The sequence below is a fragment of the Agrobacterium sp. 22-223-1 genome (genome assembly GCF_053522385.1).
The window spans coordinates 58,920-82,937 of record NZ_JBNWCN010000002.1 but is presented as its reverse complement, the minus strand read 5'-3'; the positions used below and the strand labels follow the sequence as shown (position 1 = coordinate 82,937).

21 protein-coding genes are annotated in these 24,018 nt (G+C 59.9%); 7 read left to right on the top strand and 14 right to left on the bottom strand.

The window, feature by feature from the left end; genetic code table 11:
- Positions 1-16 precede the first annotated feature (16 nt).
- The 6 genes from ACQZ60_RS12525 (at position 17) to ACQZ60_RS12500 (ending at position 6,829) form a co-directional block, all read left to right on the top strand.
- Positions 17-796, top strand: a complete 780-nt coding sequence (locus tag ACQZ60_RS12525; RefSeq protein WP_448735359.1) for a DeoR/GlpR family DNA-binding transcription regulator — start codon at positions 17-19, stop codon at positions 794-796.
- A complete protein-coding gene (locus tag ACQZ60_RS12520) occupies positions 793-2,202 on the top strand; it encodes an FGGY-family carbohydrate kinase (protein WP_448735358.1) in 1,410 nt (469 codons plus the stop codon). Before ACQZ60_RS12525 ends, ACQZ60_RS12520 begins: the two co-directional genes overlap by 4 nt.
- Complete coding sequence (locus ACQZ60_RS12515; RefSeq protein WP_448735357.1) at positions 2,199-3,710, top strand: sugar ABC transporter ATP-binding protein; 1,512 nt, start codon at positions 2,199-2,201, stop codon at positions 3,708-3,710. The genes ACQZ60_RS12520 and ACQZ60_RS12515 overlap by 4 nt, the downstream gene beginning before the upstream one ends.
- Positions 3,707-4,711, top strand: a complete 1,005-nt coding sequence (locus ACQZ60_RS12510) for an ABC transporter permease (protein ID WP_448735356.1) — start codon at positions 3,707-3,709, stop codon at positions 4,709-4,711. Before ACQZ60_RS12515 ends, ACQZ60_RS12510 begins: the two co-directional genes overlap by 4 nt.
- Before the next feature lie 5 nt (positions 4,712-4,716).
- Entirely contained in the window at positions 4,717-5,661 is a 945-nt protein-coding gene (locus tag ACQZ60_RS12505; RefSeq protein WP_020809283.1) for an ABC transporter permease, read from the top strand.
- Positions 5,662-5,722: 61 nt separating this feature from the next.
- Entirely contained in the window at positions 5,723-6,829 is a 1,107-nt protein-coding gene (locus ACQZ60_RS12500; protein WP_020809284.1) for an autoinducer 2 ABC transporter substrate-binding protein, read from the top strand.
- A 73-nt stretch (positions 6,830-6,902) separates the two neighbouring features.
- On the opposite strand, the gene ACQZ60_RS12495 is transcribed toward ACQZ60_RS12500, so the two are convergent.
- Positions 6,903-7,922: a bile acid:sodium symporter family protein gene (locus tag ACQZ60_RS12495; RefSeq protein WP_031233554.1), complete on the bottom strand. Its 1,020-nt coding sequence runs from the start codon at positions 7,920-7,922 to the stop codon at positions 6,903-6,905.
- A 98-nt stretch (positions 7,923-8,020) separates the two neighbouring features.
- Between ACQZ60_RS12495 and ACQZ60_RS12490 the strand changes: the two genes are divergently transcribed.
- Positions 8,021-8,881 carry a LysR family transcriptional regulator gene (locus ACQZ60_RS12490; protein WP_003519733.1) on the top strand — a complete coding sequence of 287 codons (861 nt, stop codon included), beginning with the start codon at positions 8,021-8,023 and terminating at the stop codon, positions 8,879-8,881.
- Between the two features lie 5 nt (positions 8,882-8,886).
- On the opposite strand, the gene glpK is transcribed toward ACQZ60_RS12490, so the two are convergent.
- The 13 genes from glpK to ACQZ60_RS12425 all read right to left on the bottom strand — a co-directional run bounded on the left by glpK (position 8,887) and on the right by ACQZ60_RS12425 (position 23,891).
- Positions 8,887-10,386: a glycerol kinase GlpK gene (gene glpK, locus ACQZ60_RS12485; protein WP_031233556.1), complete on the bottom strand. Its 1,500-nt coding sequence runs from the start codon at positions 10,384-10,386 to the stop codon at positions 8,887-8,889.
- Positions 10,387-10,455: 69 nt separating this feature from the next.
- The gene (locus ACQZ60_RS12480; protein ID WP_003519735.1) at positions 10,456-12,177 is read right to left on the bottom strand and encodes an ABC transporter substrate-binding protein; all 1,722 of its coding nucleotides are present in this window, start codon (positions 12,175-12,177) and stop codon (positions 10,456-10,458) included.
- 75 nt (positions 12,178-12,252) lie between these two features.
- Positions 12,253-12,546 (bottom strand): DUF2160 domain-containing protein, encoded by a 294-nt coding sequence (locus ACQZ60_RS12475; protein WP_003519736.1) that lies wholly within the window; start codon positions 12,544-12,546, stop codon positions 12,253-12,255.
- Between the two features lie 2 nt (positions 12,547-12,548).
- Entirely contained in the window at positions 12,549-13,469 is a 921-nt protein-coding gene (locus ACQZ60_RS12470) for a carbohydrate ABC transporter permease (RefSeq protein WP_035261093.1), read from the bottom strand.
- Positions 13,470-13,472: 3 nt separating this feature from the next.
- Complete coding sequence (locus tag ACQZ60_RS12465) at positions 13,473-14,339, bottom strand: carbohydrate ABC transporter permease (protein WP_035261095.1); 867 nt, start codon at positions 14,337-14,339, stop codon at positions 13,473-13,475.
- A gap of 2 nt (positions 14,340-14,341) precedes the next feature.
- Positions 14,342-15,412, bottom strand: a complete 1,071-nt coding sequence (locus ACQZ60_RS12460) for an ABC transporter ATP-binding protein (protein WP_035261097.1) — start codon at positions 15,410-15,412, stop codon at positions 14,342-14,344.
- A 12-nt stretch (positions 15,413-15,424) separates the two neighbouring features.
- Positions 15,425-16,495, bottom strand: coding sequence for an ABC transporter ATP-binding protein (locus ACQZ60_RS12455; protein ID WP_035261099.1), 1,071 nt, complete (start codon positions 16,493-16,495; stop codon positions 15,425-15,427).
- A gap of 36 nt (positions 16,496-16,531) precedes the next feature.
- Positions 16,532-18,055 carry a glycerol-3-phosphate dehydrogenase gene (locus tag ACQZ60_RS12450; protein WP_035261101.1) on the bottom strand — a complete coding sequence of 508 codons (1,524 nt, stop codon included), beginning with the start codon at positions 18,053-18,055 and terminating at the stop codon, positions 16,532-16,534.
- Between the two features lie 108 nt (positions 18,056-18,163).
- Positions 18,164-18,937 (bottom strand): DeoR/GlpR family DNA-binding transcription regulator, encoded by a 774-nt coding sequence (locus ACQZ60_RS12445; protein ID WP_020812079.1) that lies wholly within the window; start codon positions 18,935-18,937, stop codon positions 18,164-18,166.
- A gap of 166 nt (positions 18,938-19,103) precedes the next feature.
- The gene (purU, locus tag ACQZ60_RS12440) at positions 19,104-19,988 is read right to left on the bottom strand and encodes a formyltetrahydrofolate deformylase (protein WP_142779693.1); all 885 of its coding nucleotides are present in this window, start codon (positions 19,986-19,988) and stop codon (positions 19,104-19,106) included.
- 55 nt (positions 19,989-20,043) lie between these two features.
- On the bottom strand, positions 20,044-20,970 hold the full coding sequence (locus ACQZ60_RS12435) for a methylenetetrahydrofolate reductase (RefSeq protein ID WP_448735355.1): 927 nt from the start codon (positions 20,968-20,970) through the stop codon (positions 20,044-20,046).
- 177 nt (positions 20,971-21,147) lie between these two features.
- On the bottom strand, positions 21,148-22,545 hold the full coding sequence (locus ACQZ60_RS12430; protein ID WP_448735354.1) for an aminomethyl transferase family protein: 1,398 nt from the start codon (positions 22,543-22,545) through the stop codon (positions 21,148-21,150).
- Between the two features lie 152 nt (positions 22,546-22,697).
- On the bottom strand, positions 22,698-23,891 hold the full coding sequence (locus tag ACQZ60_RS12425) for an ABC transporter substrate-binding protein (RefSeq protein WP_448735353.1): 1,194 nt from the start codon (positions 23,889-23,891) through the stop codon (positions 22,698-22,700).
- Positions 23,892-24,018: the final 127 nt, after the last annotated feature.

Below are 24,018 nucleotides of genomic sequence, written 5' to 3'. Positions count from 1 at the left end.
TGCCGGAGGAGCAGCCATGAATGATACAGAGCGCCACAAGGCCATCATCGAGCTTTTGCGCGAGACGCCATTTGCATCCGTCCGCGACCTTCAGCAGCGCCTGAAAGCTTCGCCCGCCACCATTCGCCGCGACATCGACAAGCTGCATGAGCTTGGTCTCGCCAGAAAAGTCTATGGCGGTATTTCCGCCAGCGATGCCGGAGACAGCGCGCGTCTTTCCGCGCGCCCCTATGACGAGAACCGTGACATCGCCGTCGAAGCCAAGCGGGCGATTGCCGCAAAGGCAGCGGATATGGTGCGCGATGGAGACGCCATCATCGTGCATGCCGGCTCCACCTGCTATCAGCTCGGCACATTGCTTGCACGGCGCAATGTGCGCCTGTGGACCAACTCGATGCCGCTTGCCGCGCATCTTGGCGAACACGGCACCTGCCAGCTTTCGCTCTCCGGCGGCGCGCTTTATCGCGAACCCGGCATTATCCACGATACGGCCGCCGGTTCGCCGGGGTTCTTCGCATCGCGGTTCTTCGTCGGCACGCAGGGTATCAGCAGCAAGGGGCTGCTCGAATCCCATCCGCTGCTCGTGAAGGTCATCGGCGAACTCGCGGCCTGCGCCGATGAAATCGTGCTTTTGGCCGATAGCCGGAAATTTTCCATCCAGCCCCGCAACGTCGCCCTGCCGCTCTCCCGTGTCGGCACGATCATCACGGATGATGGCCTCACCGATGCCAACGCGAAGATGCTGGAAGAGGCAGGCGTCACCATCAACATCGCGACCATGGGAGGGGAGAATTGAACCCGTCCCCCATCGCCGTCTTCGATCTCGGCAAGACCAATTCGAAACTCTTTGTCCTCTCGCCTGAAGGCAAGCTTGTCGACGAGGCGCGCACAAGGCCCGTCTGGCGGCGAAATGGTGACATCAACATTCTCGATGACGAGGCCCTTTTTACATGGATGAAGAATGAACTGGCGCGCGTGGTTTCAGCCCACGGCGTCGACCGGGTCATCTTCTCGGGGCATGGCTGTACCTTTGCACTGACCGCCGGCGATGCACTCGTTCATCCCATTCTGGACTATGAACAGGAACCGCCCGCCGATGTCGCCGCCCGCATCGATGCCCTGGTGCCGGATTTTCATGAAACCTTCTCGCCGCCGCTGCCGCTCGGCTTCAATTACGGCCGTCATCTTCTCTGGCTGAACGAACGCGACCCGGCGCTTCTCGAGCAGGCCGACGCCATTCTTGCTTATCCGCAATTCTGGAGCTGGAAGTTTTCCGGCCGCAAGGTTTCCGAAGTCTCCTATCTCGGTTGCCATTCCCATCTCTGGGCACCGCTCGAAGACGACTACAGCAGCCTTGTCGACCGCATGGGTTGGCGCGAAAAGATGCCGGCATTCGCACCGGCAGGCAGTGTGATCGGCAAACATAGCGTAACTCTCGAGGACGGGTGGACCGTCGATATCGACGTCCATAATGGCGTCCATGACAGCAATGCCGCACTTTATTTCTACCGCTCGCTCGGCTTTTCCGATTTCACACTCATTTCGACCGGCACCTGGGTGATTGTCCTCAATCCGGCAAGTCCGCTCGAACGTCTCGATTCCGGGCGTGACATGCTCGCCAACGTCACCATCGACCACCAGCCGGTCGCGACCATCCGCTTCATGGGCGGCCGGGAATACGACATGGCGAGCGGTGGCTGGACCAGGCCCGTTACCGCCGAGGCCATTGCCTCGGTCATCGCCAGACGTTGTTTCGCCCTGCCCTCCTTTGCCGCAGGCGGCCCGTTGCAGCGCCACATCGGACATTTCACGGGCCCGGCCATCGCCGGAGAGGAACGTGCCGCGGCCGCCCTGCTTTACGTCGCATTGATGACGGATCTCTCGCTCGAACTCATTGGCTCGCAAAACGCCATCATCATCGATGGCGGCCTGGTGAAGACTGGGCTTTACGCCTCCATTCTCGCAGCGCTGCGCCCTGGCCAGACGATCCATACCAGCGCCAATCCAGAAGGAAGCGCCTTCGGCGCGGCGATGCTCGTTTTCGACGCGCTCGGCATCAACCCTTTCATAAACGACTGCGCGGTGGCGCAACCGGCGGCCATTCCCGACCTCGATGCCTACAGACATGCATGGCGACGGCAAGTGGATGCGATGACGGAAGAAACAGCGGCGAGAAACAGCGACTACAGGAGGCCGGCATGATGCAGCCGATTGTTCAGCTCACTGGCCTCCGCAAATCGTTCGGCGGCGTCAAGGCATTGAAAGGTGTGAACCTGGATATCCATCCCGGTGAAGTGCATGCCCTGATGGGTGAAAATGGCGCGGGCAAGTCGACGCTGATCAAGATTCTTTCCGGCCTCTATACGCAGGACGAAGGCACGATCACCGTGAATGGCGAAGCGGTGAACTTTTCTTCCACCCGCGACGCCAATGCCGCCGGTATCGCAACGGTGTATCAGGAGCTTCTGCTGTTTCCGGAGCTGACCGTCGCGGAAAACATCTTTCTGGGCAATTATCCGCGCAGGGCCGGCGGCGTCATCGACTGGGCGGCAGTCCGCTCAGGCAGCCGCAGCCTTCTCGAAACGCTCGATGCGCATGATCTCGATGTCGATGAAAAGGTTGCCAATCTATCGGTCGCCCAGCGCCAGTGCGTGGAGATTGCCAAGGCGTTGTCCAAGGACGCCAAGGTGCTGATCATGGACGAGCCAACCGCCTCGCTGGTTGAATCGGATGTGCAGCGCCTGCTCGATATCGTCCGGCAATTGCGCGCCCGTGGAGTCGGCATCCTCTATGTCAGCCATCGCATGCCGGAAATTTTCGCCGTCTGCGACCGCGTCACCGTCTTGCGGGATGGCGCCTATGTCGCAACCAAAACCATTAACGACGTCGATGAGGCCACTCTGGTATCCCTGATGGTGGGCCGCCCTATCGAGAAGCTTTTCCCAAAGGTGGATGTGCCGATAGGCCAGCCTGTCCTCGAGGTCACGAGCCTCAACCACGGCAAGCGCGTCAGGGAAATCTCCTTTGCCGTGCGGCAGGGCGAGATTCTCGGCATTGCAGGACTTGTCGGCAGCGGACGCACCGAACTTGCGCTCACGCTTTTCGGCATGACGCCAGCCATATCCGGTGAAATCCGCCTTGATGGAAAGACGGTTACGATGACCTCTCCGTCGCAGGCGCGCAATCTCGGCATCGCCTATGTGCCTGAAGATCGCGGGTCGCAGGGTCTCATCAAATCGATGGCGATCCGCAAGAACGTTACCATGGCCACGCTCGACAGGATATCGAACGGCATTTTCATTCGCGCCGCCGCTGAAATGAGCCGGGCGACCGAAGCGATCAAACGTTTCGGCGTGCGCTGCCGCGACGCCGACCAGCCCATTGGCCAGCTTTCCGGCGGCAACCAGCAAAAGGTGGTCATAGCCAAATGGCTGGAAATCAAACCCCGGGTGCTGATCCTCGATGAGCCGACACGCGGCGTCGATGTCGGCGCCAAATCGGAAATCCACGCGATCATGGGCGAGCTTGCCCGCGAGGGCGTCGCCATCATCATGATTTCCAGCGAGCTGCCCGAGGTTCTCGGCATGAGCGACCGGGTAATGGTCATGGCCGAAGGCCGGGTCACCGAAATTCTTGAGCGCAGCGAGGCCACGCCCGAGCGTGTGGGCGCCGCGATGACGGCACATCGCAGAGAGGAAAAAACGTTATGAGTCCCCTCGGCAATGCACCGGCCAAAAGCATAACGGGCGCACGAATCGGCCAAAGCGCCTATCGGCGGTTTCTTTCGGATTACGGACAGGAGCTCTTTGTCCTCGCGGCAATCGTCACGCTGTTTGTTTGCGTGACCGTCGTGAACCCGCGTTTCATCGCCGTAAACAATCTCAACACCATCCTTTCCGGAAATGCCTATATCGCCGTAGCGGCAATCGGCATGGCGATGGTGATCATAACCGGCAATATCGACGTCTCCGTCGGGGCCTTGATCGGCGTGCTCGCAACGGTTGCCGGAACATTGGCGACCTCCGGCTATCCGGTGTGGGTCGCCTGGACCGTCCCCCTTCTCGTCGGCATCGCCATCAACACCGTCATCGGCCTGCTCGTCGCTTATGCACGCATCCCGTCGATCGTGGTGACGCTGGGCGCGCTTTCGATCCTGCGCGGCGGCCTCATCAGCGTCACCGGCGGGGCCTGGATATCCAATCTGCCGCCGGCCTTTCTGCTTGCGCAACAGAAGCTGCTCGGCGTTCCGATACCTTTGATCGCCATGGTCGTCCTCACCGTGCTCGCGGCCCTCTGGATGCGCAACTCGGCCTTCGGACGTTCACTTTACGCGCTTGGCGGCAATCCGGAAGCCGCCGTCGCCAGCGGCATTCCGGCTGAGCGGCGCATCGTTCAGGTCTTTGCGATCCACGGCTTTTTTGCAGGCCTTGCCGCCATCCTGTTCGCAACCCAGCTGCAGGTCATCCAATCGACGGTTCCGCCCAATCTGGAGCTTACGATCATCACGGCCGCGGTCATCGGCGGGGTGTCAATTCTTGGCGGCACCGGCACGGTCATCGGCTCGACTCTCGCGACAATCCTCTTCGCCACCATCGGCTCGGCCCTGATCTTCGTTAATGTCTCCGCCTACTGGCTGCGGGCGGTCATCGGTCTGCTGATCCTCATCACGGTGCTTGCCGATATGCTGCGCCGCCGTCGCAGGAGCATTTGAAAACCATGATTCCCAAGTCGCTCATCCGGCACGAAACTTTCCTGGCCATCCTGCTAGTCATCATCCTTGCCGTGTTGTCGTTCCAGTCGGACAAGTTTCTCACTGTTTCCAACCTTCTCAATCAGGGCCGCCTGATGACGGAAATCGGCCTGATCGCGCTCGCGATGACCTTCGTGATCGCCACCGGCGGTATAGATCTGTCCGTCGGCTCGATCCTCGGTCTCACAGCCATTCTGCTCGGCGTGTTCTGGCAGAAACTCGGTATGCCTTTGCCGCTGGCAATGGCGGCGGCTGTGGCCGCAGGCACCTTCGCGGGCTTCGTCAACGGGCTTATCATCACCCGTTTCAATGTTCCGCCGCTAATCGCCACGCTCGGAACGCTGGCGCTCTATCGCGGCCTCGCCGAAGGCATCAGCCAGGCGCGCTCCGTTCGCGGTTATCCGGAATGGTTCTTCATGTTCGGCCAGGGCGCGGTGCTCGGCATTCCTACCCAGCTCTGGCTCTTTTTTGCCGCAGCTGTCATCGCCGCCGTCATTCTTGCCTATACGACCTGGGGACGCAGCACCTATGCGATCGGCGCAAACGAGACCGGAGCACGGTTCTCCGGCCTCCCCGTCGAGAAGACCAAACTCGCCGTTTATACCGCCTCGGGTCTTGCGGCCGCACTTGCCGCCGTGATCTTCGTCTCCCGCGTTTCCACAACGCGCTCCGACATGGGGACGGGCATCGAACTCGACGCCATTACGGCGGTGGTTCTCGGCGGCACATCCATATTCGGAGGCCGCGGCACGATCGTCGGAACAATCCTCGGCCTTTGCGTCATTCAGGCGCTGAAAAACGGGCTTTCACTCGCTGGCGTTACCGGTGACGGCACGATCATGCTGATCGGCATCGTGCTCATCCTGGCAATTCTTGCGAGCAATCTCTTCGAGAAAAGCGGCTCTCGATAGTTCGATGTCTCGTCCCGCATTGCCGCTCGAAGCTGTTTGGACGATTTGGAGGAGGAAAGACATGCGCAAATATCTGTTACCCGCCCTGCTGACGCTCTCGTTTTCGACGAGCGCGGCTTATGCAGCCCCGACCTGGACCGGCGGCGACGACCTGCCGACCAACCCGCTGGCCTGCGATGCCACGCCTGCAAAAATCGAGGCGAAGGCATATGACGGCGGTTCGCCAACCAATGCCCCGGACCGCAAGGGCAAGCCGATAACGGTTGTTGATGTACCGAAGCTGGTCGGCATCGGCTATTTCGCCGCGACCACCAAAGGCATTGCGGATGCCGCCGCTGAACTCGGCAATGTCAAAGCCAAGACCGACGGGCCGAGCAAGGCCAATATCGATGACCAGATCACGCTGATCGACAACTATATCACCTCCGGCGTGGACGGCATTCTTTACGCCGCCAACGACCCGGTCGCAATCGCCCCGGTTCTGAAGAAGGCGCTTGCCGCCGGTATCAACGTCGTCGGCTACGACGCGAATTCCCAGCCGGATTCGCGCCAATGGTTCGTCAACCAGGCGGAGTTCAACGGCATCGCGAAGGCGACAATCGACGCGCTTGCCGCCGAAGCCGGGGAGGACGGCAAGTTCGCAATCGTCACATCCACCTTCACCACGCCGAACCAGGCGCGCTGGATCGCCGAGATGGCGGCCTATCAGGCGAAATGCCATCCGAAGATGGAATGGCTGGAGACGGTCGAAGCACAGGAAGACAACATCCTTTCCTTCAACCAGGCCAACACGCTGATCAACAAATATGGCGATGACCTGAAAGGCATCGTCGGCATGACCTCCGTCGCCACCCCTGCCGCAGCCGACGCCGTCACCCAGGCCGGCAAATGCGGCAAGATCGCGGTCGTGGGCCTCGCGACGCCCAACGCCATGAAGCCCTATGTTGCTGCCGGTTGCGTCAAATCGGTGGTTCTGTGGAACCCGGTCGATCTCGGCTACGCCGCCATGCATGTGTTGCGGGCAGTGGCCGACGGCACACTTCAGCCTGGCGCCACCTCGGTCAAGGCTGGCAAGCTTGGTGACCTCAAGGTGATCAACGGCTCGGAAATCCTGCTCGGTGCTCCTACCGTCTTCACGAAGGACACCATCAACAACTTCGATTTCTGATCATGAAAAGGGGGGAGGGCAATTCCGGCGCCCTACCCCCTTTTTGCGTAACAGACCTATCCTTGCCCGCGTTTCAGCGGCTGGAAGCAGCCGCGCCTTCCGTGGCAACCGGTTCCGGCATCGCCGCTTTTTCATGGGCCTTGCGCGCGTAACGCTGGGCCAGAACCGCGCAGACCATCAGCTGAATCTGGTGGAAAAGCATGATTGGCAGGACGATTGCGCCGATACTCTGGCCGGCGAAGATGGCGCCCGCCATGGGCACGCCGCTGGCGAGGCTCTTTTTCGAGCCGCAAAAAGTGATGGTGATTTCATCGGCCTTGTCGAAACCCAGCAAACGGCTGCCGAACATCGTCACGCACAGGACAAGCGCCAGCAGCAGGATATTGATGACGATGACCACGCCGATATCCCTGAGCGAAAATGTGTGCCAGATGCCTTCGATAACCGCATCGGAAAAAGCCAGATAAACGACCATCAGGATGGAGCCGCGATCGACCGGAGCCAGCAATTTCTTGCGCGCCCTGATCCAGTCGCCGATCCACGGCTGCAGCACCTGACCGACGATGAATGGCAGAAGCAGCTGCAGGAAGATTTGCAGGAACGCATCCAGCGAAAATCCACCGCCATGGCCGCCCACCGTAAACAGCAGGCCGACCAGCAGCGGGGTCAGGAACATGCCGAAAATGTTCGAAGCCGAGGCCGAACAGATCGCAGCCGGCACGTTTCCGCCCGCCATGGAGGTGAAGGCAATGGACGACTGCACGGTGGATGGCAGGACGCAGAGGAACAACACGCCCATATAAAGCGGCGCAGGCAGAATATTCTCGGGAATGAAGCCGATTGCCACGCCGAGCAGCGGGAACAGGCCGAAGGTGACGAGAAGGATCGCCAGATGCAGGCGCCAGTGCAGGATACCGGCAATCACCACATCCCGGGAAAGCCGCGCGCCGTGGAGGAAAAACAACAACGCGATCGCGAGTTTTGTCGCCAGCCCGAAATACTCCGCCGGCTCACCGCTGATCGGCAAAATGGAGGCCAAAATCACGGTGGCTACCAGCATCATGGTGAAGCGATCAGGTAGGAAGCGGGTCATGGGAGATCTTTCCGGCATCGGTTTTGCTTGAAACGCGCGCTACTATCGCTCATCATGAATTCCGATGCAAAGATTAACAGTTATCGCGATTCGGGATAATGCTGAACCTTCAACATCTTGCGAGCTTCGTGATGCTTCAGCAGACCGGCAGCTTCACGCTGGCGGCCGAACGGCTGGGGATTGGCCAGTCCACTGTCAGCCAGCATATTCAAAGGCTTGAGGCCGCACTTGGGCGCCGGCTGATCGCGCGCAGCACCCATCAGGTAAAACTGACGGGTGAAGGTGAGGCGCTGCTGGGTTATGCCCGCAACATGCTGGAAATCGACAGCAAGGTGTCGTCGCTGTTCAGCGAGAACCGTCTGCGCGGGCGGTTGAGGCTTGGCGTTTCGGAGGATTTCGTCGCCAGCCGGCTGACCGCCATTCTGGAAGAGTTCATTCGCCTTTATCCCCTCGTAGATCTGGAACTGACGGTTTCGCTGAGCGGCGTGCTTTACCAGATGCAGGACAATGGCGAACTGGATGTGGTGCTCGCCAAACGCCGTCTCGGCGACAAGCTCGGGCACTTTCTCTACCGCGAACCGCTCGTGTGGCTGGCGCGCGACCCGGAGCGGATGCTGAACCAGCCGGATGCCCTGCCGCTGATTGCCTTTCCGCCGCCGAGCATCACCCGGAAGGCGGCGCAGGAGGCGCTCGACCGGGCCGGCCTCGCCTGGCGGATCGTCTGCACCTGCGGCAGTCTCAGTGGGCTGACCGCCGCAGCAAGAGCCGGCATGGGAATTTTGGTGCAGCCGCGCAGCATGGCGCCGGCAGGCCTGAAGGAGATTGCCGCAGGCGTGCTACCGCCGCTGGAGGACGTGGAATTCGTGCTTCAACCGAGCAAGGGTGCGGATGCGAAGCTGGTGCGCGCCCTTTCCGATCTTGTTTCCAGCAAGAGCATCGCACCCGGCAGTTTCGTATAGCCTGTTCAATTCTCCCGTCGCGACAGGCAGCGGCCGACACTGTCACGCCAGCCGGCAATGGCGTCTTTCCGTTCGGCCTCTTCCATTGCGGGGCTGAAACGGCGGTCACGCCGCCAATGTTCAGCAAAGGCCTTGCGGTCCGGCCAGATGCCGGCGCGGGAGGCGGCAAGCCAGGCCGCCCCGAGAATGGTCGTTTCCAGGAAGACCGGCCGGTCGACCGGTGCCGCAAGAATATCCGCCAGCCGTTGCATGGTCCAATCGGAAGCGACCATGCCGCCATCGACCCTCAACACCGTCTTGCCATTGTCACCCGCCCAGTCCTTGCGCATGGCGTCCAGCAGGTCGAAGGTCTGATAGGCGACGCTTTCCAGCGCCGCGCGGGCGAATTCCGCCGGACCGGTACCACGCGTCAGCCCGAAAATCGCGCCACGCGCTTCCGCGTCCCAATAGGGTGCGCCAAGGCCGGTGAAGGCCGGAACCAGATAGACACGCTGATTGGCGTCAGCCTTTTCCGCAAGCGCGCTGACCTCGGAAGCGACCGAGATGAAACCAAGCTCATCGCGCAGCCATTGCACGGCGGCACCGGCAATGAAGATCGAGCCTTCCAACGCATAGGTGGTGACGCCGTCGAGACGGTAAGCGATGGTCGTCAGCAGCCGGTTGGTGGAGGCGACGCGATCCGTGCCGGTATTGAGCAGCGCAAAGCAGCCCGTGCCGTAGGTGGATTTCATCATGCCCGGCTCGAAGCAGGCATTGCCGATCACGGCTGCCTGCTGATCGCCGGCTACACCGAGGATCGGAATTTCCGCGCCCAGCAGCGATTTATCGGTCACGCCGAAATCGGCGGCGCAATCCAGCACCTCCGGCAGCATGGCGCGGGGAATGTCGAGGATCGACAGGAGTTCATCGTCCCATGTATTTTCCTCGATATTGTAGATCAGCGTTCGCGAGGCATTGGTGGCGTCGGTTACATGACGGCGGCCGCCGGTGAGTCGATAGATCAGGAAACTATCGACGGTACCGAAGCAGATTTCGCCCTTCACGGCTTTTTCGCGAAGGCCGCTGACACTATCGAGCAGCCATTTCAGCTTCGTGCCGGAAAAATAGGGATCGAGCAGCAGACCGGTCTTTTTCGAAAAAAGCGGCTCCAGCCCCCTTCTTTTCAGATCCTCGCAGACGGGCGCAGCGCGGCGATCCTGCCAGACCACGGCCCGATGCACGGCCTCGCCCGTGTTCCGGTCCCACAGCACCGTCGTTTCGCGCTGGTTGGTAATGCCGATCGCCTCGATATCGGAGGCGGCGATGCCGGCATCGGCAAGCGCCAGCCGGATGGTTTCGAGCACGCTTTTCCAGATATCCTCGGCATCGTGTTCGACCCAGCCGGAGGCCGGGAAATGTTGCGGAAATTCTCGCTGTCCGACACCGATGACCCGCATGTCGCGATCAAAGACCATCGACCGTGTCGATGTCGTTCCCTGATCGATCGCCAGAATATAACCGCCCATCATGCCACTCCCTTTCAGACGCAATGACCGGGGCGGCAAGCCGCCCCGGTTTCAGATTTTACGCAGACATTACTTCTGCCAGCTTTTGACCAGTTCGTCGTAATTGACGGTGACCGGCTTTTCCTTTTCGTTGGCAATCTTCAGCTGCGGCGCCAGATTACCCTTCGAAACGGCATCCTTGTTCCAGTATTCGATATCGTGCTCTTCCGCCAGTTTCGGGCCGATATCGCCCTGCACGCCGGCGCGTTCCAGACGGCTCATGACCTTTTCCTGCTCGGCGCAGAGAGAGTCCATCGCGGCTTGCGCGGTTTTCGCACCCGACGAAGCATCGCCGATCGCCTGCCACCACAGCTGCGCCAGCTTCGGATAATCCGGAACGTTGGTGCCGGTCGGCGACCACTGCACGCGGGCCGGCGAACGATAGAACTCGATGAGACCGCCGAGTTTGGACGCCCGGTCCGTGAAGCTCTTATGGTGGATGGTGGTGTCGCGAATGAAGGTCAGGCCCACATGGCTCTTCTTCACATCCACGGTCTTGGAGGTCACGAACTGCGCGTAGAGCCAGGCGGCTTTGGCGCGGTCGTCGGGGGTGGATTTCATCAGCGTCCACGAACCCACATCCTGATAACCGAGCTTCATGCCGTCCTTCCAGTAGACGCCGTGCGGCGAAGGTGCGACGCGCCATTTCGGCGAACCGTCCTCGTTCACGACAGGCAGGCCGGGCTTGGCCATATCGGCGGTAAACGCCGTGTACCAGAAGATCTGCTGGGCGATATTGCCCTGCGCCGGCACTGGACCGGATTCGGAGAAGGTCATGCCCTGCGCTTCCGGCGGCGCATATTTCTTCAGCCATTCGAGATATTTCTCGATGGAATAGACCGAAGCCGGACCGTTGGTATCGCCGCCGCGCGCCACGCAGGAGCCGACCGGCTGCGACTTGTCGTTGACCTTGATGCCCCATTCATCGACCGGCAGACCGTTCGGCAGGCCCTTGTCACCGTTGCCGGCCATGGAGAGCCAGGCATCGGTGAAGCGCCAGCCGAGCGACGGATCCTTCTTGCCGTAATCCATATGGCCGAAGACCTTCTTGCCGTCGACATCGCGGCCGGTGAAGAATTCGGCAATATCCTCATAGGCCGACCAGTTGACCGGCACGCCGAGGTCATAACCATATTTGGCCTTGAAATCGGCCTTGTTCTTTTCGTTGTTGAACCAGTCGTAACGGAACCAGTAGAGGTTCGCGAATTGCTGGTCGGGAAGCTGGTAGAGCTTCTTGTCCGGCGCCGTCGTAAAGGCGCTGCCGATGAAGTCCTTGAGGTCGAGGCCGGGATTGGTGACGTCCTTGCCCTCATTGGCCATGAAGTCGGTCAGGTTGCGCACCTGCTGGTAGCGCCAATGCGTGCCGATAAGGTCGCTGTCGTTGACCCAGCCGTCATAAAGGTTCTGGCCTGTCTGCATCTGGGTCTGGATTTTTTCGACGACGTCACCTTCCTGGATCAGGTCGTGCGTGACCTTGATGCCGGTAATGGCGGTGAAGGCCGGAGCCAGAACCTTGGATTCATATTCATGGGTCGTCAGAGATTCGGAAACGACCTTGATTTCCATGCCCGCGAAAGGTTTCGCGGCATCGACAAACCATTGCAGCTCCTTTTCCTGATCGCCACGCGAAAGCGACGAGAGATCGCCGATTTCCTTGTCCAGAAACTGCTTTGCTTCCTCCATTCCGGCGAAAGCGGAACCCGTCATTGCCAGCAGCATGGCCGCCGTCGTCGTCATCAGATGCCGTCGCATATCAGTCCTCCCAGGGGTTTGCGATTGCATGAAGTCTGCGGGTGCGGTTTTCCTCCGCCGCACCGTTTTCCTGCTCTAGACAAAACGGAAAACGCCGATGGCGTAAACCAAGGATAGAGCGAGAGCCCACCACAGGTTCGGGCCGACCAGCCCGAGCCATGCGAGATGAATGAAGGCGCTGCCGAGCAGCGAGATGAACAGCCTGTCTCCGCGCGTGGTCTCGAAGCGCAAGAGGCCGAAGCGGGGATTGCCGCCGGGCGAGAGATATTCCCAGAACCACATGCCGACGAGCAGCAGCGCAATCGCGCCGAAAAAGGCCGCCGTCTGCCAAGTCCACGCCATCCAGGTAAAATCGGGCATCTTCGTCATGGTCAAACCCTCCCGAGCGCAAAGCCCTTGGCGATGTAATTGCGCACGAACCAGATCACCAGCGCGCCGGGGATCAGTGTCAGCACGCCGGCGGCGGCAAGCAGGCCCCAGTCCATGCCGGCGGCAGAGACGGTGCGCGTCATGGTCGCGGCAATCGGCTTGGCGTCCGTCGTCGTCAGCGTGCGGGCGATCAGAAGCTCGACCCACGAGAACATGAAGCTGAAGAAGCAGGCGACACCGATGCCGGAAGCGATGAGCGGCATGAAAATCTTCACGAAGAATTTCGGGAAGGAATAGCCGTCAATATAGGCGGTCTCGTCGATTTCCTTCGGCACGCCGGACATGAAACCTTCGAGAATCCACACCGCCAGCGGCACGTTGAACAGGCAATGCGCCAGCGCCACAGCGATATGCGTGTCAATCAGCCCGAAAGCCGAATAAAGCTGGAAGAAGGGCAGCGCGAAAACGGCCGGCGGCGCCATGCGGTTGGTCAAAAGCCAGAAGAACAGGTGCTTGTCGCCCAGAAAACGATAGCGCGAGAAGGCGTAGGCCGCCGGCAGCGCCACTGCGACCGAGATCACCATGTTCATGACGACATAGATGATCGAATTGATATAGCCCGAATACCAGGATGAATCGGTGAAGATCGTCCGGTAGTTCTGTAATGTCGGCTGATGCGGATAAAGCGTCATGGACGACACGATTTCCGTGTTCGTCTTGAAGCTCATATTGACGAGCCAGTAGATCGGAACAAGCAGCAGCAGGATATAGATCGTCGGCACCAGCCAGGAAAAACGCGACGGCCCATGGTGGCGACGCCGCGCATTGACGGCAAGGCCGGATCGTCCCGTCGCAGTGGCTCTCACCGGCGAACTGCCGATGCCGTTGCGCTCCACGCTTGTGGTGACATTCGAGGCGCTCATGTCTCAAGTCTCCGCGTCGTGGCTGGTCATGACGGTGTAGAACACCCAGGACAGCAGCAGGATGATGAGGAAGTAGATCAGCGACATGGCCGCCGCCGGCCCGAGGTCGAACTGGCCGAGCGCCATCTTCACGAGATCGATGGACAGGAAGGTGGTGGAATTGCCCGGACCGCCGCCGGTGACGACGAAAGGCTCGGTATAGATCATGAAACTGTCCATGAAGCGCAGCAGGAAAGCGATCAGCAGCACCCGCTTCATCTTCGGCAGCTGGATGTAACGGAACACCGCAAAACGCGACGCGCCATCGATCCTGGCTGCCTGATAATAGGCATCCGGAATGGAAACGAGGCTGGCATAGCACAGAAGCACGACAAGGCTCGTCCAGTGCCAGACATCCATGATGACGACCGTGATCCACGCATCGACCGGATCGTTGACATAGTTGTAATCGAGCCCAAGCTGATTGGCGTAATAACCGAGCAGGCCGATATCGCTGCGGCCGAAAACCTGCCAGATGGTGCCGACGACATTCCACGGCACCAGCAGCGGCAGCGCCATGGTGACGAGGCAGACCGGCACGCCGATACCGGATTTCGGCATTTTGAGCGCGATGAAGATGCCGAGCGGAATTTCTATCGCCAGGATGATGCCGGAAAACAGCAGGTTGCGCCCCAGCGCATCCCAGAAACGGTCCGAGGCCAGAATCTCCTCGAACCATTGCGTTCCCGCCCAGAAGAACTGGTTATTGCCGAACGTATCCTGCACCGAATAATTCACGACGGTCATCAGCGGAATGACGGCGGAAAAGGCGACCAGCACCAAAACCGGCAGCACCATGAACCACGCCTTGTTGTTCCAGCTCTTTTCCATGGTCAGGCCCCCATCTTTACACGCCACGAGTCGGCGAAGACGCCGATGGCGGCCGGATCGAAGCGAACACCCGCTTCCGCCGGGATTTCCTCGTCTTCGGCAACGACGATCGCGAGTTTCTGGCCGGCGAACCGGGCGCGCACAATCTTCTGCCGGCCGATATCCTCGACCTTGTCGACAGTGATGGGCATGCCGCCCCGCTCCAGCCGGACGAATTCCGGGCGGATGCCGATCTCGATGCGTTGCGCTCCATCGACCTTTGGTACACCGGCCAGCGGCACACCAAGGCCGCCGACCACGGCGGTCGCGCCGTCTATCTTGGCGGGAAGCACATTCATGCCCGGCGAGCCGATGAAATAACCGACGAAGGTATGTCCCGGCCGTTCGAAAAGCTCAGCCGGCGTGCCGATCTGGACGATCTGCCCGTCATACATGACCACAACCTTGTCGGCGAAGGTCAGCGCTTCGGTCTGGTCATGGGTGACATAAACCATGGTGAAACCGGACTGCCGGTGCAGCCGCTTTAGCTGCGAGCGCAGCACCCATTTCATATGCGGGTCGATCACCGTCAGCGGCTCGTCGAAGAGGATGGCGTTGACATCGGACCGCACCAGCCCGCGCGCCAGCGAAATCTTCTGTTTCTGATCCGCCGTCAGACCACGCGCATGGCGTTTGGCCATGCCGGAAAGATCGGTCATTTCGAGGATTTCCCGCACCCGACGGTCGACCTCGGCCTCCGGCACATGCCGGTTGCGCAGCGGAAAGGCCAGATTGTCGTAGACCGTCATCGTGTCGTAGACGACCGGGAACTGGAATACCTGCGCAATATTGCGGTCTTCCGTGGCGAAATCCGTCACGTCGGTTCCATCAAAGGCGATGCGGCCTTCGGAGGGGCGCAGCAGCCCGGAAATGATGTTGAGCAGCGTGGTCTTGCCGCAGCCGGAAGGGCCGAGCAGCGCATAGGCGCCGCCGTCCTCCCATTCATGATGGACTTCCTTCAGTGCATAGTCGCCGGCAGCCTGCGCCTTTGCGTTATAGGCGTGTCGGATGTGATCGAGCGTGATGCGTGCCATGACCGATCTCCCTCAAGCCGCTTCGCCGATGGCGCGGCCATTCGCGTCAAAGGCCATCAGGTGTTTTGTATCGAGAAACAGCTCTATGTCCCTGTCCGGCTCGATGTCGTGAATGCCATGCGCGAGCATGACCCAGCGCCGGCCCGAAAATTCCACATGCACGAAGCTTTCCGATCCGGCGATTTCCGAAATCAGCGTCCGCGCCCGGATCGACTGGCGGGCCTCGCCCTTTGCCTGCGGGAAAAGATGATGCGGCTGGAAAGCGATGGTCAAAGGTCCATCCGGCACGGCGGCAAGATGCGCCGGCACTGCAATCACCGCCCGGTCGGCACGGGTGAATGCAGCGCCCGCCTTGACGACCTCGATGGTGTTGAGCGGCGGGTCTGCAAAAATTTCCGCGGTGACGATATCCACCGGACGCCGGTAAACCTCGATGGTGCGGCTGAACTGCGTTACCCTGCCCTCGTTGAGCGTTGCGGTATTGCCGCCCAAAAGCAGCGCCTCGGAAGGTTCGGTGGTGGCATAAACGAAGATGGCGCCGGATTCGGAGAAAATGCGCGGCAGTTCCTCGCGCAACTCTTCGCGCAGCTTGTAATCGAGATTGGCCAGAGGCTCATCGAGCAGCACCAGATTGGCGTTCTTGACGATGGCGCGGGCAAGTGCCGTTCGCTGCTGCTGACCGCCGGAAAGATTGAGCGGCGTGCGGTCGAGATAGGGCGTCAGCTTCAGAAGTTCGGCGGCTTTCCTCACTTCCCTGTCGATGGTCGCCTGATCCTTGCCGGCAACGCGCATGGGCGAGGCGATGTTTTCGTAAACGCTGAGCGCCGGATAGTTGATGAACTGCTGATAGACCATGGCGACGTTGCGCTTCTGCACCGGCCATCCCGTCACATCTTCGCCGTTAAAAAAGATCGAGCCGGCGCTCGGCTTGTCCAGCCCCGCCATCAGCCGCATCAGCGTCGTCTTGCCCGAAAGTGTCGGTCCAAGCAGGACGTTCAGGCTTCCGCGCTGCAACGTCAGATCGGTCGGGTGAATATGATATTCACCGCCAACCATCTTCGAGACGTTTCGCAATTCAAGCATGGTGATCCAAAGCCTCCTCCGCTTTTATCCGGATCGTCAGATTGCCCTTAAGCGCCCACCTGCAATGTCTTCGACATAATCCTCCAGCCCACGCACCTCTTCCGGGGTAAAAAAGAGCCCCTGCTTGGTGCGGCGCCACAGAATATCCTCGGCCGTCAGCGCCCATTCCCGCGCCATCAGCCAGCGAACCTCAGCCTCGTAGAGCGTACCGCCGAAATACCGCCCGAGCGCCGCCGCCTCTGTGGCATTGCCGATCAGTACCGCCGCATCCGTTCCGTAGCAGCGCACAAGCCGCTCCGCATGACGCTCTTCAAGAAAGGGGTAACGCGACCGCAGCGCCGAAACTTCCGCGGTGTAGGCCTCGGCGCCGAAATTTCCACCCGGCAAATGCGAGCCCGCCGTCCATGGCGCACCCTTTTCACCCAGCGCATCGCCGATTTTTTCAAGAGCATGTTCGGCAAGCCGCCGATAAGTGGTGAGCTTGCCGCCGAAAATATTGAGAAGCGGCGCTTCGCCTTCCGCCCCTTCGGTTTTCAGCACATAATCGCGGGTCGCTTCCTGCGCTTTCGAAGCCCCGTCATCGAACAGCGGGCGCACGCCGGAATAGGTCCAGACGATATCCGCCGGCTCTACCGGTTCAGCGAAATATTCGCTCGCCGCATTGCAAAGATAGCTGATCTCCTCGTCGCTGATCTTAACAGCCCGGGGGTCGGCGGTATAGTCGCGATCCGTCGTGCCGATCAGCGTAAAGTCTTGTTCGTAGGGAATGGCGAAGATGATCCGCCCGTCCGGATTCTGGAAAAAATACGCACGCGGATCGGAAAATTTTTTGCGCACGATAATGTGGCTGCCCTGCACCAGGCGGACATTATGGACATTGTTTTTGCCGAATGCCGAGGACAGCACCTTGTCCACCCAGGGACCAGCGGCATTCACCAGCATGCGCGCCCGGTAGGTCTTGGTCTCTCCGGTCGCATTTTTCGTTTCGACCCGCCAGAAGGCGCCTTCGCGCCGGGCCGAAACCACCTGCGTGCGGTTGAGGATGAGCGCGCCGCGATTGGCGGCGTCGCGGGCATTCAGCACCACCAGACGGGCATCGTCCACCCAGCCATCCGAATATTCGAAGGCGCGGGCAAAAATCGGTTTCAAAGGTTTCCCGGCGGGATCGCGCCGCAGATCGAGCGAGCGGGTCGCGGGCAGAAGCTTGCGGCCGCCGAGATGATCGTAGAGAAATAGCCCGAGACGCACGAGCCAGGCCGGGCGCACGCCACCCTTCTGGAACGGCAATACGAAGCGCATGGGCCAGATGATGTGCGGCGCCATGGCCCACAGCACCTCACGTTCCATCAGCGCTTCGCGCACCAGACGAAACTCGTAATGTTCGAGATAACGCAAACCGCCATGGATAAGCTTGGTGGCGGCGGATGAGGTGCCGGAGGCGAAATCGTTCATTTCCGCAAGCACGACGGAATAGCCCCTGCCGACGGCGTCACGCGCGATGCCGCAGCCATTGATACCGCCGCCGATCACGAAAATATCGTGGATTGCCTCGTCAGACATGGATCCTCCCGCGCTTTCATCGACGCTCTCCTCATCGACATACTGAAAGCACGGACATCTAATTCGAAGACAAAACGAATGTCAAACGAAATTCATGGGCTGTCCCGGTCAGGACTCGACCATCTCGGTTTCGATCAACCGGACGTCATGATCGGCACAGATGGAGCGGATCGAATCCACCGGACAATGATCGGTGATGAAAGTATGCACCTGGGAAAGATGGCCGATACGAACCGGAGCCGTGCGCTCGAATTTGAGCGAATCCGACACCAGAATGACATGGCGCGCATTGGAGATGATTGCCTGCGCGACCTTGACCTCACGAAAGTCGAAATCCAGCAAAGCGCCATCCTCATCGATGGCCGAAACGCCGATGACCGCGAAATCAACCTTGAACTGGCGGATGAAATCCACCGCCGCCTCGCCGACGATACCGCCATCGGAACCGCGCACGACACCGCCGGCAATCACCACCTCGATACCGGGGAAAACCCTCAACCTGTTGGCAACATTGATGTTGTTGGTGATGACCATCAACTCGTGATGATCCGCCAGCGCTTCACCCACGGCTTCGGTCGTCGTGCCGATATTGATGAAGAGTGACGAGTTGTTGGGGATGAGGGCGGCAGCGGCGGCGCCTATCGCCTGCTTTTCGGAAGAGGCTATCGCCCGACGCGCCTCGTATTTGACGTTTTCGTTGCCGCTTGGAAAAAGCGCGCCGCCGTGGATGCGGGTCAGAACCCGCGTATCGCAGAGATCGTTTAGATCCTTGCGGATCGTCTGGGGAGTGACTGAGAACCGCGCCGCCAGCTCGTCGACCAGCACCCGCCCGTTCGCTTTCGCCAGCGCAACGATTTCATCCTGACGCGGTGTGAGCAGCATTTCACCCTCCCTCCTCTTTCAATTTTTTCGTTTTATTGAAGAGCGAACGAAAAACCAATGTCAAGGGACGGTTTTCAGCCATGGCCCGCAGCGGCCGGTGCGAACCGGCCGGCGAAAGATAGCGCGCTTGTCGTCGCACCCTGTCCACGCGCACTGCGTTCAGCGTTTATCCCATCCGCTCTGAAGCATAACTTCCCGGGCTTGGCGGGAAGACGACGGTGCGGTTGCCGTTGATGAAGGTGCGGTGGTGGATATGGGCGTGGATGGCGCGGGCCAGCACCTGGCTTTCCACATCGCGGCCGAGCGAGACATAATCGTCGGCGCTCTGGGCGTGGGTGATACGCACCGTGTCCTGCTCGATGATCGGGCCCTCGTCGAGATCGGCGGTAACGTAATGGGCCGTCGCGCCGATCAGCTTCACGCCGCGCTCATAGGCCTGCTTGTAGGGGTTGGCGCCCTTGAAGGAGGGCAGGAAGGAGTGGTGGATGTTGATGATTTTGCCAGACATCTTCCGGCACATGTCGTCGGACAGAACCTGCATGTAGCGCGCCAGTACCACGAGTTCCGTGCCGCTGGTCTCGATCAGGTCCATCAGCTGGGCTTCGGCTTTGGGCTTATTCTCCTTCGTCACCCTGATGTGGTGGAAGGGAATGTCGTGGTTGACGACAACCTTCTGGTAATCGAAATGGTTGGAGACGACGCCGACGATGTCGATCGGCAATGCGCCGATCTTCCAGCGATAGAGCAGATCGTTGAGGCAATGGCCGAAACGGGAGACCATCAACAGCGTCTTCATGCGCTGGCCGTCCGGATAGATATCCGCCTCCATGCCGAATTTTTCCGCCACCGGCCTGAAGCCGTCGGTGATGGCCTCAAGGGTGGCGCCTTCCTCGGAGATGAAGGAGACGCGCATGAAGAACTTGCCGGTCTCGAGATCGTCGAACTGCGAACTGTCGACGATGTTGCAGCCTTTTTCCGCCAGATAACCGGAAATCGCAGCCACAATGCCACGGGTCGATTTGCAGGCTACGGTCAGAACATAGGATGTCATTCGTTTTTCCGTTGTTGAAGCAGGTTCATTGGATTGTGTGAGGAATCTCTGCAGATCAGGTCGCGACACGCGCCTCCTCGCTCAACTGGCCGTTCATCCAGTCGGCACCGGCAGCGATACCGCCGAGCGGAAAGACGTGTATCTGCGCAATGCGGCTTTGTGGATGGGCCGCCTTATAATCTGCTATATCCGTCAGGACTTCCGCCGGTTCGTAAGGCTTCAGAAGCTGGCTGAGGTCGAGTGCGCGCCTTTGCAGCACGGCAAGCGATGGGCCAACGCCGCAGGCAATCGCAAATCTGATCAACGTCTGCAATTTGGTCGGGCCGGCAATGCCGACATGGATCGGCAAGCCAATACCGGCTGCGGCTATGCGCTCCGCCCAGGCGACCACGGGGCGGGCGGCGAAGGCGAATTGTGTCACGATGGCCATGTCCGCATCCGTGCGCTCGCAATAGCGCTGTTTGAGGGCCAAGGCTTTATCGACGATGCGGGTGGAACCGTCCCTGTCAATCGCTCCATTGCCCTCCGGATGCCCGGCGACATGCAGCCGCCTGAAACCGTGACGGTCGAACAGGCCGGTCTCGAGAAGCTGGATGGAGCTGTCGAAATCTCCCGCCGGCGTGGTAACACCGCCGCCGAGAAGCAGGGCCTCCTCCACACCGGCCTCATTTTTATAGCGCGTGATCCATTCTTCCAGCGTCGCCACATCCGCAATCAGGCGGGATGGAAAATGCGGCATGACCGGAAAGCCGTCCTCGCGAAGACGCCTTGCCGTCGCCACCATGTCATCGATCGGCGTTCCCTCTATATGGGCGATGTAAACCCGCGTACCGGCCGGCAGCAAAGCCTTGAAATCATCGATCTTTGCCGCCGTTCTCGGCATCACTTCAATGGAATATCCGGAAACGATATCCTTCAGATGGACCGTATCGGAAGATTTCTCCCCGCGTCTGCCTTTCAACAGGTCCAGTAGTGCCACCATGTGTCCTCCGGTAGGTCTGAAGAGAATGCGGCAGGCTTGCCGGACCTGCCAGCACATACCGAACTCCATGAATTATTGAAATATTTTGATACCCAGCGACCTCTTTCATCGGGCACGCCGCAACGAAAGAGGTCACGATTTCAAGGTCCACACAGGCGCGGGCGGAACTGCCCGGGGCTAGATCACCGCACGCAGCTTTTCCTGCGCCGCCTTGGAGTATGGAATGGACGAAACCCTCGCCCTGATCGTCGTTTGCGCGTGGCGTTCGACATGCGGCTTGCGCGAACCGCCGTTCACCTCGCCCCATGTCAGCACGACCTCGGTGCCGACATCCGCATAGGCCTCGTCTATGCCGCAAAGCGAGATCATGTCGCGCTCATTGATGTTGTAACCGCAATATTGCGACATGCCGATCAGCCTGCCATCTTTCGCACGGACTTCATCGGCCTGCGGCCAGCCGAAATAGGCGGTCGGCATATCGATCGCCTTGTAGATCGGGCCATCCCCCAGCTGAGAGGCGAATATCTTGAGAACATCTTCCTTGTTCCATTGCAGCGCGCGCTTGACCCGGCGCGGCTGCTTGAGCTGCGCTTCCAGCGCCTCCCGGCCGATAAAATCGTGGTCGAATTTCACCAGCCGCTCATAACCGAGCGCCCAGGGCGTCCAGTAATAATCCTCGATATTGCTGGTGTAGAGGCTGCCGCCGAGCTGCATATTCGCTTCCCAGCTGTCGGCCGGAAGCCATTCGCGGTAGGAACGCAGTTCCTCGCCAGAATAGATGCCGGGCAGCGGATAGGGTATCCAGCCATCCTCGAGCGGCGTGCTGTAATAGGTTCGGGTGCCGGCTTGAAGCAGGCCGTATTTTTCGCCCGCCTTGAGGATAGCGTCGCGGACGATATCCATCTCCGCAAAAGCGCCGGATATTTCCGCGCCGGCATGGCCCGCCATGCCATGGCGCAGCACATGCACCCTGCATCCGGCAATGGTGACATAGGCCGTATGGAAGAACTTGATTTCCGGCCAACCGCCTTCGCAGATTTCTTCAAGAATATCGCGGGCGTTCGGCCCTTCGATCTGGAAACGATATTTCGTGCGTTTGCCGTCCGGGCTGTAGGGTGTGGTCGGATCGAAACGGAATTCGACATTATACCCGCCGGTCTCGCCATTGTAGCGAACCCAGTTCAGAACCGGCATGCCGCTGATGAGTTCGAAACCCGCATCCTCGCCGTAATAGTTCAGGATGCAATCGCCGATATGGTGGCCGCGCGGCGTGCAGGCGATATATTGCTTGGCGCGACCGGTGGAAAGATTGGCGAACGAGCAGGGGGAAAGGTCGCTCAGAAGCTTTTGCGCATCCGGGCCTTTCACATAAAGAACCGGCATATGATGCGATTGGTTGAAGAGAACGGCGCTTTCACGCCAGGCCCTCTGTTCTTCGCGCCAGTTGCTATATTCCGGCGCAATCAGCGTCGCAAAAAGGCTGGTCCGCGATTTGTGATACTGGGAAATCGTATCATTGTAGAAATAGTCGACCAGGTTCTGTTTCGAATCGATCAGTTCTTGCAGATTTTTCATGGTATCAGCCTTCCTGTTCATGATGCTTGATAGGGTTGCCGCGCAAGTGCAGGCGGTTCTGACGCAGGCGGGAAAATTGCGTAGGCTCCGCCGCTCCGACCCGGACCGGTTCCACGGCCGGGGCGGTTTCAGTCATGCTGGAATGCCGGCGATTACTTCACGGCGGGCATGTCGCAGGCGGAAACGTAAGGGTCCTCGCCCCGCTCCATTGCGATCCGCGGCGAACCCATGCGCCATTTGCCTTCCGGCCCCGCTTCCACCTCAAGGGCGTAATAATTATCGAGCGGCATATGGTTCTTGCCAAAAGTCAGCTTGCCGCGAACGGACTTGAAATCCGCCGCTTCCAGCGCGGTGCGAAGGGCGGCCTTGTTCTCAAGGTCTCCCTTGGCGGTTTCCACGGCGGATTTGATAAGCTGGATGGCGTCATAGGCGGCGGCTGCATAATTCGAGGGATCCCGTCCGTATTTCTGCCGGAAGTCGGCGACGAAACGCCGGTTTTCGGGCGTATCGAGATCGGGATACCAATAATCCGTCAACACGGAACCGAGCGCACCCGTCGCATTGCCTTTCTGAAGCGCCGGCAGGGCGATCTGGTCGAGCGTATAGACGGTATAGAGCTTCACCTTGCCCTTGAGGCCGGATTGCTCGAACTGGGTCATGAAGGCGGCGGAACGACCGGGATAGAAAGCAAAGAGCGCTTCCGCGCCGCTCGCGGCCACCTTGCTGAACTCGGCGGAGAAATCGAGCTGCGGATCGTCACCCCATTTGGTGAAATCCTGGCCGACGACCTTGCCCTTGAAGGTATTCAGCAGACCTTTGACGACATCCTGCCCGGCGGCGTAATTCGGCGCCATGGTATAGATCGTGTTGACACCGCGCTTGTTGAGCTCTTCGCCGAGCGCCATGGACATCACATCGCCCTGCCCGCGCATGCTGTAAAAATTCGGATTGCACAGCTTTCCAGCCATGTCGGACGGCGCCGCATTCGTGCTGATGACGATCGTGCCGGAATCGAGCGCGCTTTTGCGCGAGGCAAGCAGAACATTCGACCAGATATAGCCGGTGATGAAATCGACCTTGTCCTGGCGCACGAGCTTCTCGGTCTTCTGGCGGCCGACATCGGGCTTCAGGGCATCGTCCTCGACCACAAGCGCGATGGGCCTGCCGGCGATCTTGCCGCCCGCATGATCGACCGACAGCCGGATCACATCTTCGACATCCCGCCCGATGACGGCAGCCGGCGTCGTCAGCGTGGTAACGAGGCCGATCCTGATCGGCTGCTCCGCGGATAATGGCTCTGTGAGGCTGAATAGGGCGGCAACGGCCGCGAGATATTTGATTGTCATTTTCCCCTCCGTGCCGGCTCCTCTCCGGCCTAATTTACATACCGCTTAATCGGTATGTTTTCAACAAAAAGATTCTCTGCTATGGAAAGTTTCGTCTATTGAATACGGGAATAGCTCCGGAATTTGC